Origin of the sequence: Paraoerskovia marina, assembly GCF_900105445.1 — a bacterium.
Classification (GTDB): Bacteria; Actinomycetota; Actinomycetes; order Actinomycetales; family Cellulomonadaceae; genus Paraoerskovia; species Paraoerskovia marina.
The window spans coordinates 680437-695796 of sequence record NZ_LT629776.1 but is presented as its reverse complement, the minus strand read 5'-3'; the positions used below and the strand labels follow the sequence as shown (position 1 = coordinate 695796).

The 15360-nt window shown below is 64.9% G+C and carries 11 protein-coding genes; 5 read left to right on the top strand and 6 right to left on the bottom strand.

Annotated elements, in window-relative coordinates; all coding sequences use genetic code 11:
- Positions 1-34 precede the first annotated feature (34 nt).
- From BLU20_RS03115 to BLU20_RS03105, 3 genes are all read right to left on the bottom strand, one after another.
- Positions 35-2788 (bottom strand): VWA domain-containing protein, encoded by a 2754-nt coding sequence (locus BLU20_RS03115; protein WP_083371559.1) that lies wholly within the window; start codon positions 2786-2788, stop codon positions 35-37.
- Positions 2782-3135, bottom strand: a complete 354-nt coding sequence (locus BLU20_RS03110) for a hypothetical protein (protein WP_083371558.1) — start codon at positions 3133-3135, stop codon at positions 2782-2784. Before BLU20_RS03110 ends, BLU20_RS03115 begins: the two co-directional genes overlap by 7 nt.
- 141 nt (positions 3136-3276) lie before the next feature.
- On the bottom strand, positions 3277-4281 hold the full coding sequence (locus tag BLU20_RS03105) for an HNH endonuclease family protein (protein WP_083371557.1): 1005 nt from the start codon (positions 4279-4281) through the stop codon (positions 3277-3279).
- Between the two features lie 413 nt (positions 4282-4694).
- Between BLU20_RS03105 and BLU20_RS03100 the strand changes: the two genes are divergently transcribed.
- Entirely contained in the window at positions 4695-4949 is a 255-nt protein-coding gene (locus tag BLU20_RS03100; RefSeq protein WP_083371556.1) for a hypothetical protein, read from the top strand.
- Between the two features lie 478 nt (positions 4950-5427).
- Here BLU20_RS03100 and BLU20_RS03095 read toward each other — a convergent pair whose 3' ends face one another.
- Both BLU20_RS03095 and BLU20_RS03090 read right to left on the bottom strand, forming a co-directional pair.
- Entirely contained in the window at positions 5428-8274 is a 2847-nt protein-coding gene (locus BLU20_RS03095) for a DUF3427 domain-containing protein (protein ID WP_231959272.1), read from the bottom strand.
- A 104-nt stretch (positions 8275-8378) separates the two neighbouring features.
- Entirely contained in the window at positions 8379-8789 is a 411-nt protein-coding gene (locus BLU20_RS03090) for a (deoxy)nucleoside triphosphate pyrophosphohydrolase (RefSeq protein ID WP_331713069.1), read from the bottom strand.
- 589 nt (positions 8790-9378) lie between these two features.
- Between BLU20_RS03090 and BLU20_RS03085 the strand changes: the two genes are divergently transcribed.
- From BLU20_RS03085 to BLU20_RS03070, 3 genes are all read left to right on the top strand, one after another.
- Entirely contained in the window at positions 9379-9561 is a 183-nt protein-coding gene (locus tag BLU20_RS03085) for a hypothetical protein (protein ID WP_083371554.1), read from the top strand.
- An 825-nt stretch (positions 9562-10386) separates the two neighbouring features.
- On the top strand, positions 10387-12771 hold the full coding sequence (locus BLU20_RS03075) for an McrB family protein (protein ID WP_083371552.1): 2385 nt from the start codon (positions 10387-10389) through the stop codon (positions 12769-12771).
- Positions 12755-14026 (top strand): McrC family protein, encoded by a 1272-nt coding sequence (locus tag BLU20_RS03070; RefSeq protein ID WP_172828993.1) that lies wholly within the window; start codon positions 12755-12757, stop codon positions 14024-14026. Before BLU20_RS03075 ends, BLU20_RS03070 begins: the two co-directional genes overlap by 17 nt.
- Here the strand turns inward: BLU20_RS03070 and BLU20_RS03065 are convergent.
- The gene (locus BLU20_RS03065; RefSeq protein ID WP_157270276.1) at positions 13978-14421 is read right to left on the bottom strand and encodes a hypothetical protein; all 444 of its coding nucleotides are present in this window, start codon (positions 14419-14421) and stop codon (positions 13978-13980) included. The two genes, BLU20_RS03070 and BLU20_RS03065, sit on opposite strands and share 49 nt — an antisense overlap.
- 326 nt (positions 14422-14747) lie before the next feature.
- On the opposite strand from BLU20_RS03065, the gene BLU20_RS03060 reads away from it, so the two are divergent.
- On the top strand, positions 14748-15248 hold the full coding sequence (locus tag BLU20_RS03060) for a hypothetical protein (protein WP_083371549.1): 501 nt from the start codon (positions 14748-14750) through the stop codon (positions 15246-15248).
- Positions 15249-15360 lie beyond the last annotated feature (112 nt).

Below are 15360 nucleotides of genomic sequence, written 5' to 3'. Positions count from 1 at the left end.
CGAGATCGTGGTCAGGATGGAGTGGCGTCCGCGGTCAGCGGCCGTCACCGAAGAGGTCGTCGTCGGACGACGGACCGAACGGGTCGCTGCTCGGCGGTCCGCCGTCGAACGGGCTCGAGTCGGGCGATGCCGGGTCGAACGGGCTGCGTCCCGCCGTCGGGGTGCTCCCGGTGGATCCGGCGCTCCCCGTGCCGAAGAGGTCGTCCGCCGAGCGGCTCGGGGCGGTGTCCGCGCCGGCCGACGTCGCTGCGCCCCGGTCGCGGCGCTCCTTCGGCTCCTTCGGCGGGCGTTCCGCGGCCTGCCGGGCGACCGCCGCGGCACGGACCGTGTCGACGACCGAGTCCCAGCCCTCGTAGGCCGCGAGGTCGTCCGACCATCGCGAGGCGGGCGTCGTGAGACCGTTCTTGCCGTCCGCGAGCACGACGAGCCGTGCCGCGATCTCGTCCTCCGCGGCGTCGGCCGGCGAGACGACGAGGAAGAACTGGCGGGTCCCGGGGATGTCGACGGGCGCGCTCCGGCCCTTGTCGTCCATGACCCGCAGGCCGGCGGTGTCGTTGGTGACGACGATCGCCCCGTCGTCGGACCGGACGACGCCCTGCACCTCGGCGAACGGGTTCCACAGTCCCTGGCGACCGAACGTCAGCCCGCGCGTGTCGAACGACCCCTGGTTGCGGCGCTCGGCGACCGGCCCGAAGTCGAGATCGCTGAGCAGGCTCGGCTCGCCGGCCTCGTCCCGGGGCTCGGTGCGGCGCAACCCACCGGGCGTCAGTACGACGGGGACCGCGGCGACGTTCATGGTGTCGCCGAGCGCGTACCGCTCGACGAGCATTCGCGTGAGCCAGCTGACGACCCAGGCGATGAGGAGGGCCAGGAGCATCAGCCCGAGGACGAGGCCCCAGCGCTCCACCTCGTCGACGGGTCGCGTCATCGTGGCGTTGACGGGCAGGTCGACGGTGAGGTCCTCGTCGGCACCGACCCCGGTGAGCGTCACGGGGATGGTGCCGGTGATCCGGCCGTCGGCGGGCAGGCGGGTCGAGACCTCGACGTCGGAGGTCACGGTCTCGCCCGCCGGGATCTCGACGCAGCCGTCCGCGCTCGTCAGGGTCACCGCGCCCGCGGACTCCGGGCCGGACACGTCCGCGGTGCCGAAGCAGGCCTCGGTGTCGCCATCCTCGCTGCCGGTGAAGGTGACGGTCCCGGTGGACGGCTCGTCCCCGACGACGTCGGGCAGGTCGAGCCGTCGCGTCTCCATCGTGGCGTACGACGGCGGCAGCGCGGCGGGCACGGAGGTGGAGCTGACGACGGGGCCGAGCGCGATGCCGCTGGGTGCGCTCAGCGCCGTCGCGGTGGCCGTGAGGTCGACCTCCGTGACGCCGCTCGAGGCGGGCACCGTCACCTCGGCGGTGAAGGTGCCGTCGTCGTTGCTCGACAGGTCGACGGGCTCGCCGTCCATCGTCAGCGTGACGTCGTAGCTCCCGAGGGTCTCGGGGTCGATGCTCGAGCCGTCGGCGTGGCTGGTCGAGACCTCGATCTGGGACGGCTCGCCGAGCACGATCCCGTCCGCGGCGTCCACGCCGAGGGTCGCCCGCCAGAAGTAGTAGAGGTCGATCGCGCTCTGCCCCGCGGGGTCCGCGACCAGACGCCACGTGCCGCCCGGCGACCCGCCGCCGCTGAAGGTCACGTCCGCCGTGACCAGGCCGTCGCGCGACGTCGTGACCACCGTGGCGTCGTCGACCTTCACCGTCTCGCCGTTCAGGGTGACCGTGTCGCCGTCCGGCGAGATCAGCGTGGGCGCGTCGGTCCCCTCGTCGAGCTGCACGACGGCGCGGAAGCCCCCGATCCCCTCGTCGACGGCGAAGTCCAGGGTTCCGTCGGTGCACGCCTCCTCCGGGCAGAGCGCGGACTGGCCCGGGGTGGCGCCGTCGATCAGCGCGCCGGCGCCCGCGAAGAGCCGGCGCAGACCGTCGGGCTGGTCCGCCCGCAGATACGCCCCGGCGGAGTCCTCGGCGGCGATCGGGACGTGCCCGCACTCGACGCCGCCCCCGCCCGTGCCCTCGGCGATCGCGCGCAGGAACTCGCGGTCCGCCTCGGTGACGGTGCTGGAATCGCCCTCGATGAAGAGGGCGAGAGCGATGATCGAGACGTCGTCACCGCGGACGCCGTCGACGACGCCGTTGGCCGTGCACAGGTCCTCGCGCGCGGACTCGGTCGCCGCGCCCTCGCCGGTGCCGTCGACGTCGAGCCGGCCGTCGGTGAACCAGAGCACCGTCTTGCAGGTGGTGCCGTCGAGATCCTCGGCGCGCGCGTCGAGCGACTGCTGCGCCCCGGTCAGCGCGGCGCGGTAGTCGGTGAGGTTGGCGGTGTCGCGCTCCGGGAGCTGGTTCTGTGCGGCCGTGACGAGCAGCTCGCCGTGCGCGCCGTCGACCGACCCCCAGCCGACGAGCTCCTCGTAGGTCGACCCGAAGACCGCGAGGCTCGTCTCGACCGTGAGGCCGTCGCCGGCGTCGCCCTGCAGCCCGCTGAGCGAGTCGACCGCGGTCTCCACGGCCCCCACGCGGGCCGCCCCGGGGTCGGTCTCCTGCAGGCTGCCGGACTCGTCGACCACGATCGACGCGAGCAGCGTGTCCGCGGAGGCGACACAGGACGAGACGTCGGCGAACCCGTCGGCGCCCGCGTCGCTGAGGTCCCCACCGGCCGCCACCGCCGGCACGACCGTGACGAGGGACGCCGTCGTACCGATGACGAGGCCCAGGGCGGCGGCGACGATCCGCCGCGTCCGGGCTACCACTTGGCGATCTCGGTGGCGAGGAGGAAGGCGTGCACGAGGCCGGCGAGGATCCCGAGGACGAGCGCCACGGTCACGACCTTGTCGGCCCAGCCCTGCGGCCGGAACTCGCGCTCGGTGCGCGCCTTGTTGCGGCCGGTGCGGTAGAGGCTCGCGAAGACGACCGTCACGACGGCGCCGATCAGATACCCGGCGATCGTGACGGAGAGGAGCGCCGAGGAGGAGAGGCCCCGACTCAGGGGCACGAGGGCGACGGCGACCAGTGCGCTCGCCATCGCGACGACCGCGAGCGACACCGGTGGCTTCACCGACTCCGCCGACTGCGACGTCGTGGACTCCTCCAGGTACATCGACCCTCCTCGGTCGTTGACATCACCTGTATATGCGCACCTGGTGACCCGTGCATGTTCAAGACGGCGGAGCAGCGCGCGCCGACCCTGCATTTCGTGTGATGCACACTATATCGAACGGCCCACAGGCCGCTGTCAGGCTCACTCCGTGAGAGGCCACGCGGTGCCCGTCAGCAGCACGGTCTCCCCGCAGCCGCCCAGGATCTCGGCCAGCGCGTCGCGCTCCGCAGCGTCCACCGTCAGGCCGTACGTCGACTTCACCGCCACCATCTGCGCGGCGTACCCGCACCGCGAGCCCTCGTACGGCGGAAGCCACTCCGCGACGTCGTCCGCCTGCTTCTGCTGGTTCAGCTCGCCGTCGACGGCAAGAAGGTTCAGCGGGTCGTTCGAGAACGCCTCACGCTCCGCGTCGGTCCACGCCGCGGCACCCGACCGCCACGACTCCGCCATCGGGACGACGTGGTCGATCTGCACCAGGGCCGACGTCTCCCAGCCGCGCTCGAAGTAGGTCCGCTCGCCGCTGTACGGGTCGTCGAGCCACCCGTTCTCCACGAGACAGGCGTCGCGCATCTCGACGTCGTCGAGGTCCCGGGCTAGGACATCGTTGCGAGTGTCGCAGCCGTTGCCGTCCGTGTCGGACCACCCGTCGCCGTAGCGGTCGCGGTCGTACCCGCTCGAGGTGCCCTCGGGCGCGACGTCGACCGTGTCGAGGACCGCGAGCCACGCGGCGCCGGTGTTCGGGGTCGCCGGCGTCGTCGCGCTCGGCTCCGGCGCCGGCTCCGGGGTGGGCGTGGTCGTCGCTTCCGTCGCCTCGGTGGGCGACGGTTCGGCGGGCTCCGTCGGAGCGGACGTCGTGGGCGACGCGACGACCGGGGGCGCGGGTGCGTCGTCGCCAGCTCCCCCGACGATCACGACGGCGCCCACGATCAGCGCTCCTGCCACGGCACCGCCGAGGGCGTAGGGCCACCACGGGCGGCGAGAGCTCGGCGCGTCGGCCGGCGGCGGGGCGGCCGGGGTGTCCCCGAAGAGGTCGTCGTCGGACGGCGAGCGGGTTGAGCCGCTGGGCGAGTGCGGGGCCGTGCCCCAGAACTCGTCGTCGGACATGCCGTCGCCGGCCGGCCGGCTGCTGTCACGGCTGCGGCCCACGGCAGGGTCCTCTCGGTCGGCGGTCGGGCGGCGGTGCTGTGGTGCTGGCCCTGCCCGGGTCCCTCAAATGGTAAGCCTCGCTCGAAGGAAGCTCAGCAGATAGCCCCGCTCACGAAAGGCCCGTCACAAGCCCCTGCGAGACCGGGAGCCCTCGCGCGCGTGCCAGCTTCAGGCGTGGGGAAGTGCGAGCCATACTCGCCCCTCACAGCGAGAAGGAGTAGATGGAGCTCGCAGGGAATCTGCGCCCGCAACTACGGCGAGAGCGCCTGAGAGAGGGTGCTATCACCGAACCCGAGGTCACGAAGTTGACACACTTTCTACCGCAATACGTATATGCCGCTTGCCTCATCGTGGGATCACCGCCCCAGGGCAGCCTCGAACCACTCGACCGAAGAGATCAAAGGACGCGCCCGGTGACAACCCTGACCTACACCCCGATCGGAAACAAGGCATTCAGCGTCCGGTTGGAGTCACCGTACGGGCATGTGCTCCGTCTCAAGAGCGGTGTTGCAGATACCGCACCAGAAACGGGGGGGGGTGACGCCGAACTCATCGAGAACCCGACTCTGGTCGAGCTGATGTGGGCGTACGGGAAGAACGAGTTCAGATCCCGCGAGAAGAAGACGGAGGCGCACGCCGTGCACCCGAAGAGAACCGACTCGATGTAGAAGTCAGCTCTCGCACTCCCCCCGGATGGACCCGGTCGCCGCGACCACAATGCCGTCGCCGGCAAGCTCGAGGACCAGCGGGTACGTCATTCTGGTGGCAGCGCGCGGGCAAAGTACGCCGTGGCCCGGCGCGAGATCTCATTCCCCTCATCAAGTGCCCGGTTCCGCATCCTCCCCTCACCCAATGCCTCGGACTCCGACGCCGTGACACCAGGGCGCTCGCGAACCTCGAGGTCGCCGATCGTCATCCCGCGCAATCGCGACCACGTCGCTACGGAAATCTCTCCGGAACGCGGGACGCACGATGAACCTCCTTCCAGCAAGGACCACAGCCCTCACGCATCAGACGTCTACCGAATCCGGGGCAGTCCCTCCTCAGCCGGAACGACCGACGGACTTGCCGTAAACGACCAGACCAGCCATCGACCAGCCCAGGAAACGACGAGCGATGCCACCAAGTCTGACCGGAGACATCCACTCACACGCGCGTCACAAGTGGATGCAAATAATCAAACAGAGACCGGTCAATAGGGGTCCGGAAGGCCAAACGGAACCGCACAACCGGGAGCACTTTTCCAGAGTTGCCCTCCATTGAGTCCTGAACCGCTTCGTAAGCGTCAGCTTCGCCTAGATAGTAGAACTCTGAGCCATCAGAACCGCTCCTCTGAACAAAAACATGGAGATCAATATCTCCATCAATTATTGGCCGCAGTTCATTGCTATCAAGCCTCCGATTGCTCTTCGAGAACCATCGCATAGTGGATGGATCAACAAGGTCATCGGCGTAGGCAACGCTGGCTGCAACATCCTGCTCCTTATGCAGCGTGATGAAGATGGGACATGTTCGAGAACGCGGAAATACCTTGTAGCCATAGACCGTGGACGCATTCTTTGGGGACTCGCACAACTGGCGAAGAGCCTCCCTTCGAGAGTACTGCGCACCAACGGTGAACGGCATTTTCGGGTCGAAGCGATTCTTCGTGTATGCGATAGCCGTAGTCACCAAGTCGTCTACCGCAGCCCGAAAATCGCGCTTCTCAACATAAGAGCGTCGAAACGCATCATCAAGAACCAAACCCCGGCCCGAGGTGTGCCTAGCAATAGGGGTCGCATACCGCTTCATATCTTGACTACTGAAACCATCGAGAGCAAACCAGGCACATACACTGTCGATCAGACCAGAGGAAGTTCGGAGACCTTCCGCGCGAAATACGCGCTCCATACTTTCGCGGGACAGTGTTTCGGATCGAAGGAGCTCGCGCATCACGACGCCTTCATGCGGGCGCTTTGATGCCAAGACTTCGGCTGACAGGTACTGCAACGCCCCGTGCTCGAACGAAGAGAAGTCAACCGTGTAGTCAAACAACTTGCTCAATAGTTCGGGGTAGTTCCGATACTTATTGGCAAGGACAACTGGATCCGCCGAATCGAAGTGATGGAAATCCCAGAGTCTTGGTGGACAACCAACTCGGTCCCACATTTCCTTCACGACGGCCTGAAGACGACTTCTACTGTCGAGAGACGCCGCGGCGATTGACGCCAGTACCCGGTCCTGTGCAATTCGATCGAACTGCACGCTGGAGATCCCGGCAATCGTGCCTGATTCCTCTGAGGCGATTAACTGCCTGCGAAGAGACTCCTTGTTGAGGGTCCGGTCTCCAAACAGGGCAATCGGAATGAGAAAATTGGTGGCATAGTTTCCGATGAAATCAATAACAATCAGATACTCTTTCCCGGGGTGCTTACGCAGCCCTCGCCCCAACTGCTGGACAAAGACTATGGCCGACTGGGTTTGACGCAGCATAACTACCTGATTAACAGACGGGATATCGACGCCTTCGTTGAAGACGTCGACAGTCAGAAGGTAGTCGAGATCACCACATTCGAGCTGGTGAACCGCTGCCTCGCGCACAGCAACGGGATCATCTCCCGTCAGCGCGACTGTTCTCAACAGTCGACCTCGAAGATGTCGACCGTTCAATGCGGCCGATAGTGCCCGCGCCTCCTGTTTTCTACTGCAGAAAATCAGCCCTCTAATAGGCACACCGGCATGCCCGTACGTTGTCAGTGCGTTAACTAGGTGCTCGATACGTTCCGAAGATACCAGGTCAGTAAATCCAGTGTCCTCGGACACTGTTCGCCCATTTTGATACTCGACGTCGGCCACCCCATAGTAGTGGAACGGCGTGAGCATGCCTGACTCGAGGGCATTCTGAAGCCGAATCTCATACGCGACGTTGTGATCGAAGAGAGCGAAGATATTGAACCCGTCCATCCTTTCGGGTGTGGCTGTCATTCCCAAAAGAAACTTCGGCGCGAAGTACTCGATCACCCGCCTATGTCCTTGAGCCCCAGCCCTGTGGGCTTCATCGATAACCACATAGTCGAACTCATCGCGCGGAAATTTCTCGAGCACGGACATCTGGGAAATGGTTTGAACTGTCGCAAACAGGTACCGGGCATTCCAATCCTTGGAACCCCCGGAGAGCTTTCCATACTCCGTGAGACTACCGCCGAGAACCGCGCGGTACTCGGCAATTGTTCGATCAATAATCTGTTCTCGATGGACGACGAACAATAAGCGTCGCGGGGCGAGCGAGCGAACATCGAGCGCTGAGAGGATCGTCTTCCCCGTGCCTGTTGCTGATATCACAGCCGCTCGGCGGCATCCATCAATTCGGAGCCTCGCCAGTTCTGATAGCGCATCCTGCTGCATCTGATTCGCGACGATTTGCGACGTGGTTTGAGCTCCAATAGCCTGACTCTGATCGGCAGAATTGGCGTCCACACCGAGGGTCGACTGCTCCCGGACCTCGGATCGCGCGCCGTTCGTGAGGTCGACCCGCCGAGATCGGTATTGCTCGATCCACTCCGGGGTAATTCGAGTCGACCGAGCTATCTGGCTCTGGACGAGGGCGTGCATTTGTGTGGAAAGATCGCCCTCACGGCTCGCAGAGACTCGAATGTTCCACTCATGATTTCGAACGAGGGCAGCCGCGGTTAGATTCGCGCTACCGATCAGTGCGGTTTTCGTCGCTCTGTGATCGAACAAGTATGCCTTGGGATGGTATGCGGGGTCCGAGTGAACGCGGACCTCCACGTCAAGTCTTTCGAGATTGAGCAGTTCGGTAAAAGCTTCAGGCGTATTGAATCCCAGGTAGTCGGACGTTATTATCGTTCCGCGGCCTTGAAAGTCGACAAGGTCCTGCTTGAGCAGTGCGATAGCACTCGGCGTGACGAACGCAACCGAGAATGCGAATGCGGTGGCATGCTTGAGCTCGAGCCTAATCTCGCGCAGAACGTTGCCGGAGCCGTCGTTCGTCACGAGCCGTGGACTGTACCTACCAGGTGGTCGAACAGCTCGACTACGGTCTATGTAGCCGAAGTCGAGATCGGTTTCGAGCTCTCCACGCCAAGAAAGGTCCGCGCTCATGCGCCGTATCTCGCCTTGATGCGGTCGACGGCCGGAATGTCGGCAGGAGCCCACCCCAGTGCATCGAGATCAGCAGGTTTCACCCAGCGAATGCTCGTGTGCTCGCGATTCGTCGGGGCTTGACCAGTTATCCTGCAGTAGAAGGTTGCCAGTGCGACGGTGCCGAAGTCGTACTCGAACTCGGTGTATGCGACTCGTTCACCGACGGCAATCGCGCACCCTAGTTCCTCGTCGATCTCACGAACGAGCGCCACTTCTGGCGACTCGCCCGGCTCGATCTTTCCACCCGGGAACTCCCACAACCCTGCAAGGCTTCCGCCAGGTCCGCGTTGAGCGCATAACACCATTCCATCGCGGATGATCACCGCGCCGACTACGTTGATCTTCTTCGATTCACTGTTCGTCACGTGCAGAGCTTGCCATAGGCTCGCGGAGTCGAGTAGCTCTACGCGTTCAACGTAGTACGGCTGGAGGGCGAATGGGTCGTATTCGAGTACTTGGTGTGGCGGCCGGGGTGCCCGCAGGGTCTTGGAGCTCAGTGGGGGGCTGCTGTGGGGTTCGCCGCATGCCGTTGTTGGACCGCGGCGTCATTGTGGAAGCCGTAGAAGCTACGGCCCCGATGACGAAGCCGCCGATGGGGACCTTGGCACGCACGGCGTCCGTCGTCCGGAGATGGTATCGATCCTCGGAGGAGAGGTCGTCACGTCCTCCTTGAGCTCACATCTCGGTTCGAACGCCCCAAAGGTTCGGGATCCGAGGTGGTCCCGTCGGCCATGACGATCTTGTAGATCTCTCCGATGGTGCGCTTGCCCCCCTGGCTACAGGAGTGCAACGCTCAACGACGCCGCCCTGCCCTGCGCGGATTCCAACCCATCAGCCGACCGTCACCTACGGCGTTTTCCAGAACACCTAGGCCGTCAGAGAGTTGAACTGCGCGTTGACCGCAGTGCCGTCGGGTAGGTACTAGGCCGAACTTGAGAAGACCTTCAAGAACACTTGGCCCGCGGGTCGGCGCTCGAAGACGGCAACGAGGGGCACAAGGCCGATCAGGAGAAGGCTGCACTACCGGCCTGGTACAACGAGGTCAAGAAGTGCCAGGAGCGAGGCGGCGACTACGTCAGCGCGACGGTCTCCGACACGTCGTACACGAGTCTCGACACCTCCTGCTACAACGGGTAGCCACGTCCACGACGGTTCTTCGACGAGCTCGGCTCCGGCCTATTCGGGCACGCCCAACTGCGCTAGTGTGACGGCCAGAACGACCAAATAGAACGGCCCCGGAGGGTGTTACAGCACCCACCGAGGCCTGACCACACAAGAGGACTGGAGCCTCTCGAATGGCTGAGCCATACCCTATCAACGCGCCTGCGCCCATACCGGCGCCCACTGTCCGGATCAACGCCCGCGCCTCGCTGTGGCGAATCGTCGACACCCTCGCTGCCGCAGGCTGGGGTGAGCTCCGCGCGGCACCGCAGTCCGTGCGGTCGTATCTGCTGGCCCTCGCCCGCCTCGCCGACGCGCGGACCGCCGTCGTCGAGATCACCGACGCCCAGGCCGCCGAGCGAGCCGGAGTCTCGACCCGCACGGTCCTACGCGCCCGGCACTGGTTGCAGGACCACGGCATCGTCACCATGCTCCGGCGCGGCGCACGGAAGGGCCGCGTCGGCGTCGCGTCCCTGATCCGCATCACGAAGCGGTCGCTCATACGACTCCTGCCCCACGCACGCCGAGCCAAGGACGCGCGCGCCCACGCCCGAGCCGAACGCGACGGCGGCGCTCCCAACCTGACACAACGACACCCCTTCCCCTCCTTACGGAGGAAGACAGCCGCACCCCGCGAGCGAGGTGCGCGGCGAGGCCCGACACCGATCCAGCAACAGCTCACGGCGGAAGCCGCGAGCGCCGCAGCCAATCCCCCACGCCCCGAGACACTGGCGACGGTGCGGGCAATGGCTGGTCGACGTTGCTGTATATAGGGTCGGGCTACCCGTTCTGAGGAGCACGATGTCCGCCACCCGGATTCCCTACGCCACCGCCGCTCCGATCTACGACGTCGCTGCTCGTTGGCGTGATCGCTGTCTCGTGCAGGACTACTCGCTCTTCAGCGAGGGGCACACCTCAACCCTAGGGGCCGGCGAGAATCTGGTCAGGGACTTCGTGGATGCTCCCGAGAACGAGGGAGCAACGTTCGTTGCGCGTGTCCGCGACCACTTGCGGCAGTCCTCACCGGAGGCCGTGCAACTCGCGGGCGAGTTGCTGTACATCCACTTCCTCATTGCGCAGCCTGGCCACGTCAGCGGGGGGAAGAAGCGCGAGGTCATCGATGCGGTGCTGTCGATCTCTCCCACGACCGAGTCGCTTCCGCAGGACCTGGGAGAGATCCTGGACGGAGGCCTGATCGATCCTGGTACCGCATATGCCACCTACCGCTGGCGACTCTTCGGCTTCCTCGTGGAGTTTGTCGTCGCGGTGAAGCGCCTCTCTCCGGTCGACCGTGAACGGGCACTGCACGACTCTGCGGCCTTCGTCGAGCTCATCGACGGCCTTGACGACTCCCAGGGTGGGCGAGTTCAGAAGTACGCATTGGAGCATCTGCTCTTCCCGGACGAGTTTGCGCCAGTCGTCGGTCAGACCGCACGCACGGCGATCACTGCTCAGTGGAGCCACCTCGTCGCCGGACGGCCATCACCCTGGGATCTCTCCGAGATCTCGCAGAGACTGGCTGCGGAGGCTGGCGAGCCGACGCAGTATGTCGACTTCTGGGAATCTCCGTGGCACTGGCAGTGGTCATCGCCAAGCGCCGTGTGGGACAGCGCGGGCACGTGGTTCGTCTGGCTCAATGCGAACGTCGATGTGTCCACGAGCGAGCGGCAGTACAAACTCGCGGAAGCGCAGTCGCTCGCGGACATCCGGGAGACCCTGATGACCGGTGGGGACTGGACCCAGCCGCTGATTCGCAAGCTCAATGCTACGAACCTTGTGCCGTGGCGGGTCGTCGATGACTTCGCCAAGTGGGTCACCGCATCCCCGCAGGAGGCAGAGAATGCGCTCCGAACACTCTGGCAGACCGACTCCCACGAGCGCCTCGACGCGTTCGCAGATCTGGTGAGGTCAGTACTCCCGACCGTAGGAGCACGCCTCGCAGTCTCCTCCTACCTCCGACTCGCCCTCGATCCGAACGACCAACCGCCGTGGCGATCTCGGTATGTCGACGACTTCTTCAAGTCCGTCCGGATACACCGGCCCTCACCCCTCGCACCCGACTCCGAGGTCTACGGGCAGTTTCTCAGCCTGCTCGATCGAGTCATCGACATCTCGGCACGTCATGGCTCAACGGTTAACGATCGGCTGGACGCTCAAGGACTCCTCTGGATGATCATGAACGCCGACGACTCGATCGGCTCAGACACATACGACAGGCTCGTCCTGTGGCGCAAGGACCGTGCAACGATGCCGCCCACCAACGACCAGGGGGAACGAAGTGCCGCATCGCCTCACGAGGAGGCGGAGGAGATCGCAGGCGAGTTGACCGCGAAGGACGTGGCTGACCAACTCTTCCTCGACCAGTCCTTCATCGACGACGTTCTCGAGCTACTCAGCGATCGCAGCCAGGTGATTTTCACCGGCAACCCCGGCACGGGAAAGACGTTCGTCGCCAAGAAGTTAGCGCTGTGGATCGCGGGGGCAGCTGAGCGCGTGTCGTTGGTGCAACTCCACCCGTCGTACTCGTACGAGGACTTTGTTGAGGGCTACCGGCCGACGTCGGACGGCGGGTTCGAGCTCCGTCCGGGACCGCTCCGCGTCGCCGCAGACCGAGCGGCCGCCGACCCGTCCCACACGCACGTGCTCGTCATCGATGAGCTCAATCGTGGAAACACCGCGCGGGTGTTCGGTGAGCTCTACTTCCTCCTGGAGTACCGAGATGAGTCCGTGAAGCTCATGTACTCGTCGCAGGAGTTCTCCCTGCCGAAGAATCTCTGGATCATCGGCACGATGAACAGCGCCGACCGATCGATCGCTCTTCTCGACTCCGCGCTGCGACGCAGGTTCTCGTTCGTCGACTTCGACCCGTCGGCGGCCCCCGTCTCGGAGGTTCTGCCGCGGTTCCTCCGCACGCACCGGCCCTCCATGGGATGGGTATCCGAGGTCGTTCACCGGGCCAATGCGATCGTCAACGACCCGCTCGCTGCGATCGGCCCCAGCCACTTCATGCGCGTCGACCTCACTGAGCGCCACGTGGAGCGAATCTGGACGTACGACGTCCTGCCGACACTGCGCGAGAACCTCTTCGGTCGAGAAGACGTACTGGACTCTCTCAGCCTTGAGGCACTCCGTGGTCAGGTGCAGACCGAGCCGTCCATCGAGGCCCTTGATGGCGACGACGAATAGGTCCCTCAGTTTTTCCGAGTGGACCCCCTCGACGGTCGAAGCACCTGCTGCCGTCGTGCGCGGAATTGAGTCGATGTTCGGCGCATCGGTCAGTCCAGTCAGCGATGCCACCGCAGAGAGCCTGCCGACGTGGAACGTGACACCCGTCGGTGTGGTCGGTGTCGCCTCGATCGCCGGGTGGCAAGTCTCAGTGAGGCCACGGATCCCAGTCGGTCACGTGCTGTGGATGGCGGGCGCGGTCACGGAGTGGCGCGGCCAGTCACTGCTGGCTGCCCACCACGACGTCCACACTGCCCTGGCGCAGCTCTTCATCGACATCGCTGACGAGACCCTTCGGGGTGGTGTGCTGCGCGGCTACCGCGAGCGTCGTACCGACCTGGCCACCGTTCGCGGTCGAGTCGACGTTGCGGGGCAAGTCCGTCGCCGGCCCGGGCAGGGGCTACCGCTCGCCGTCGTGTTCGAGGAGCATGACGAGAACATCCTCGAGAACCAGATACTGCTCGCAGCGGCCACGGCACTCGGACCCCTCGCGGCTCACGACACCGGGATCCGTCGTGGATTGCACCGTGTGCGAACGGTGCTGTGCGATGTGACGCCGATCCGGGTCAGACCGGCCGAGGTCCCGACGGTCCAATGGACGCGCCTCAACGAGCGCTACCGGCACGCGGTGGAGCTTGCCCGGCTGATCCTGGCGAATACCGGGGTCGAGTCGGTTGGCGGGGCCACCGTTGGTCGATCGCTCACTCTGAAGATGCACGATGTATTCGAGGGGTTCCTCGCCCGCGAGCTCGGGAAGCGGCTCACCAGGTTCGATGGGCGTGCTGTCCCCCAGGACGGGCGCCGCTGGCTCGACGTCGGGCGCGAGGTTCATCTCATCCCCGACCTCGTCTGGGAACGCGGAGGGCTGCCGGCCGCCGTTGTCGATGCGAAGTACCAGTTCATTGGCCCCAACGACAAGCACCCGTCAAACATCTATCAGCTGCTGGCATACTGCGTGGCGCTCGGGCTCCCTGCTGGACACATCGTCTACGCAGGGGCTCGCGGTGATGTCCCGAATCCGATCCAGGTGGTGGACAACGGACCCGTGATCCACGTGCACGCGCTCGACCTGTCCACAGAGCCGGCGTTGATCCTTCAGGAGATCGATGGGCTCGCGGCGCGGATTGCCACGGCCTTCGGCGACAACGACGACCGCGCAGTCACAAATCAGCAGCCGTCGTACCGCCATTGGTCGTCCTCAAGCACCCACGACTGAGCGTCGATCGTGCCTGACTCGGTCGACGACCGGTAGCCGTACGAGACAGTGGCAACACTGCCAGCGACTCGATCGATCTCGACGTCGACGGCCACCGGTCGCGGCGACCCCTCGGGGTACAGATACTCCTGGGCCGCGAGGGTCCCGACGAACCCATTGCGTTCCGTGTTGTCGGCCTTGCAGCGCTCGGACCAGAACTTCGTGAAGGCGATATCCCAGTCGCCCGCGAAGTAGGCGTCGGTGTACTCGACGACGGCGTCCGTGATGGCTTGGTCGACGCTCGGAGCCTCGGTGGTCGGCGATTCGGTCGGGACATCGGGAGTAGGTGTCGCGGTCGTCGGCGTTTCGCGAGGCTCGGAAGTCGTCTCATTCGGTGTGGGTGTCGCCGTCTCCACCGATGCGACGTCGGTGGATGACGAGGCGCACCCGGTCAGGAGGAGCGCAAGCGAAGCGAAGATCGAGACCGACGTCGTCGATGAGCGAACCGGCATAGCTTCCTTTCGGTGGTGAGAAGAGCGCGACGGATATGCAGAGCGCAAGCGGGGCCACGCAAGCCGGATGCTGGAACGCCCAGGATCTGGACATCTCGGCGCAACTGCCCGTGGCGGGCCGATGGTACTTTACGACACCCATACAGTCCGCATGACGCGAAGTGCCTTCGATGCCCTTGCGTACCGATCTGCGGCGATATTTCAGACCAACGCCACCAGGAGAGCTGAGAGTGCGCTCGTACCTCACCAAGCACAACGTCGTCATCGCATCGCTCGTACTCGTCGCGCTGATCGCGGCGATCGGTTGGATCGCGACCGCAAATATGGAGCGCGCCACCGCCCAGCGTTCGCAGACCAACTTTGACGCATGGGAACAGTCGCAAGCAGACCTCGTATCGGCCGAAGAGACGATCGCAGAGCAGGACGACACGATTGATGACCTCGAACAAGAGGTTGCTGATTCCGTCGAAGCCGCGGCTGCGGTCTCCACCCGATCTGATTCGCTCGATCAGCGCGAGGACGAGCTCGACACGACCCTCAAGGATATTGAGGCCCGCGAATCGGCGCTCGAAGAGGGCGAAGAGAAGCTCAAGGCCGATCAGGAGAAGGCTGCGCTACCGGCCTGGTACAACGAGGTCAAGAAGTGCCTCGAGCGAGGCGGCGACTACGTCAGCGCGACGGTCTCCGACACGTCGTACACGAGTCTCGACACCTCCTGCTACAACGGGTAGCCATACCCAAGTCCGTTCTTCTACGAGCTCGGACCATCCCAGTCCGAAGGAAAACGGCCGCACCCAGTGAGCGAGGTGCGCGGGGAGGTCCGATACCGATACAGCGCCATCT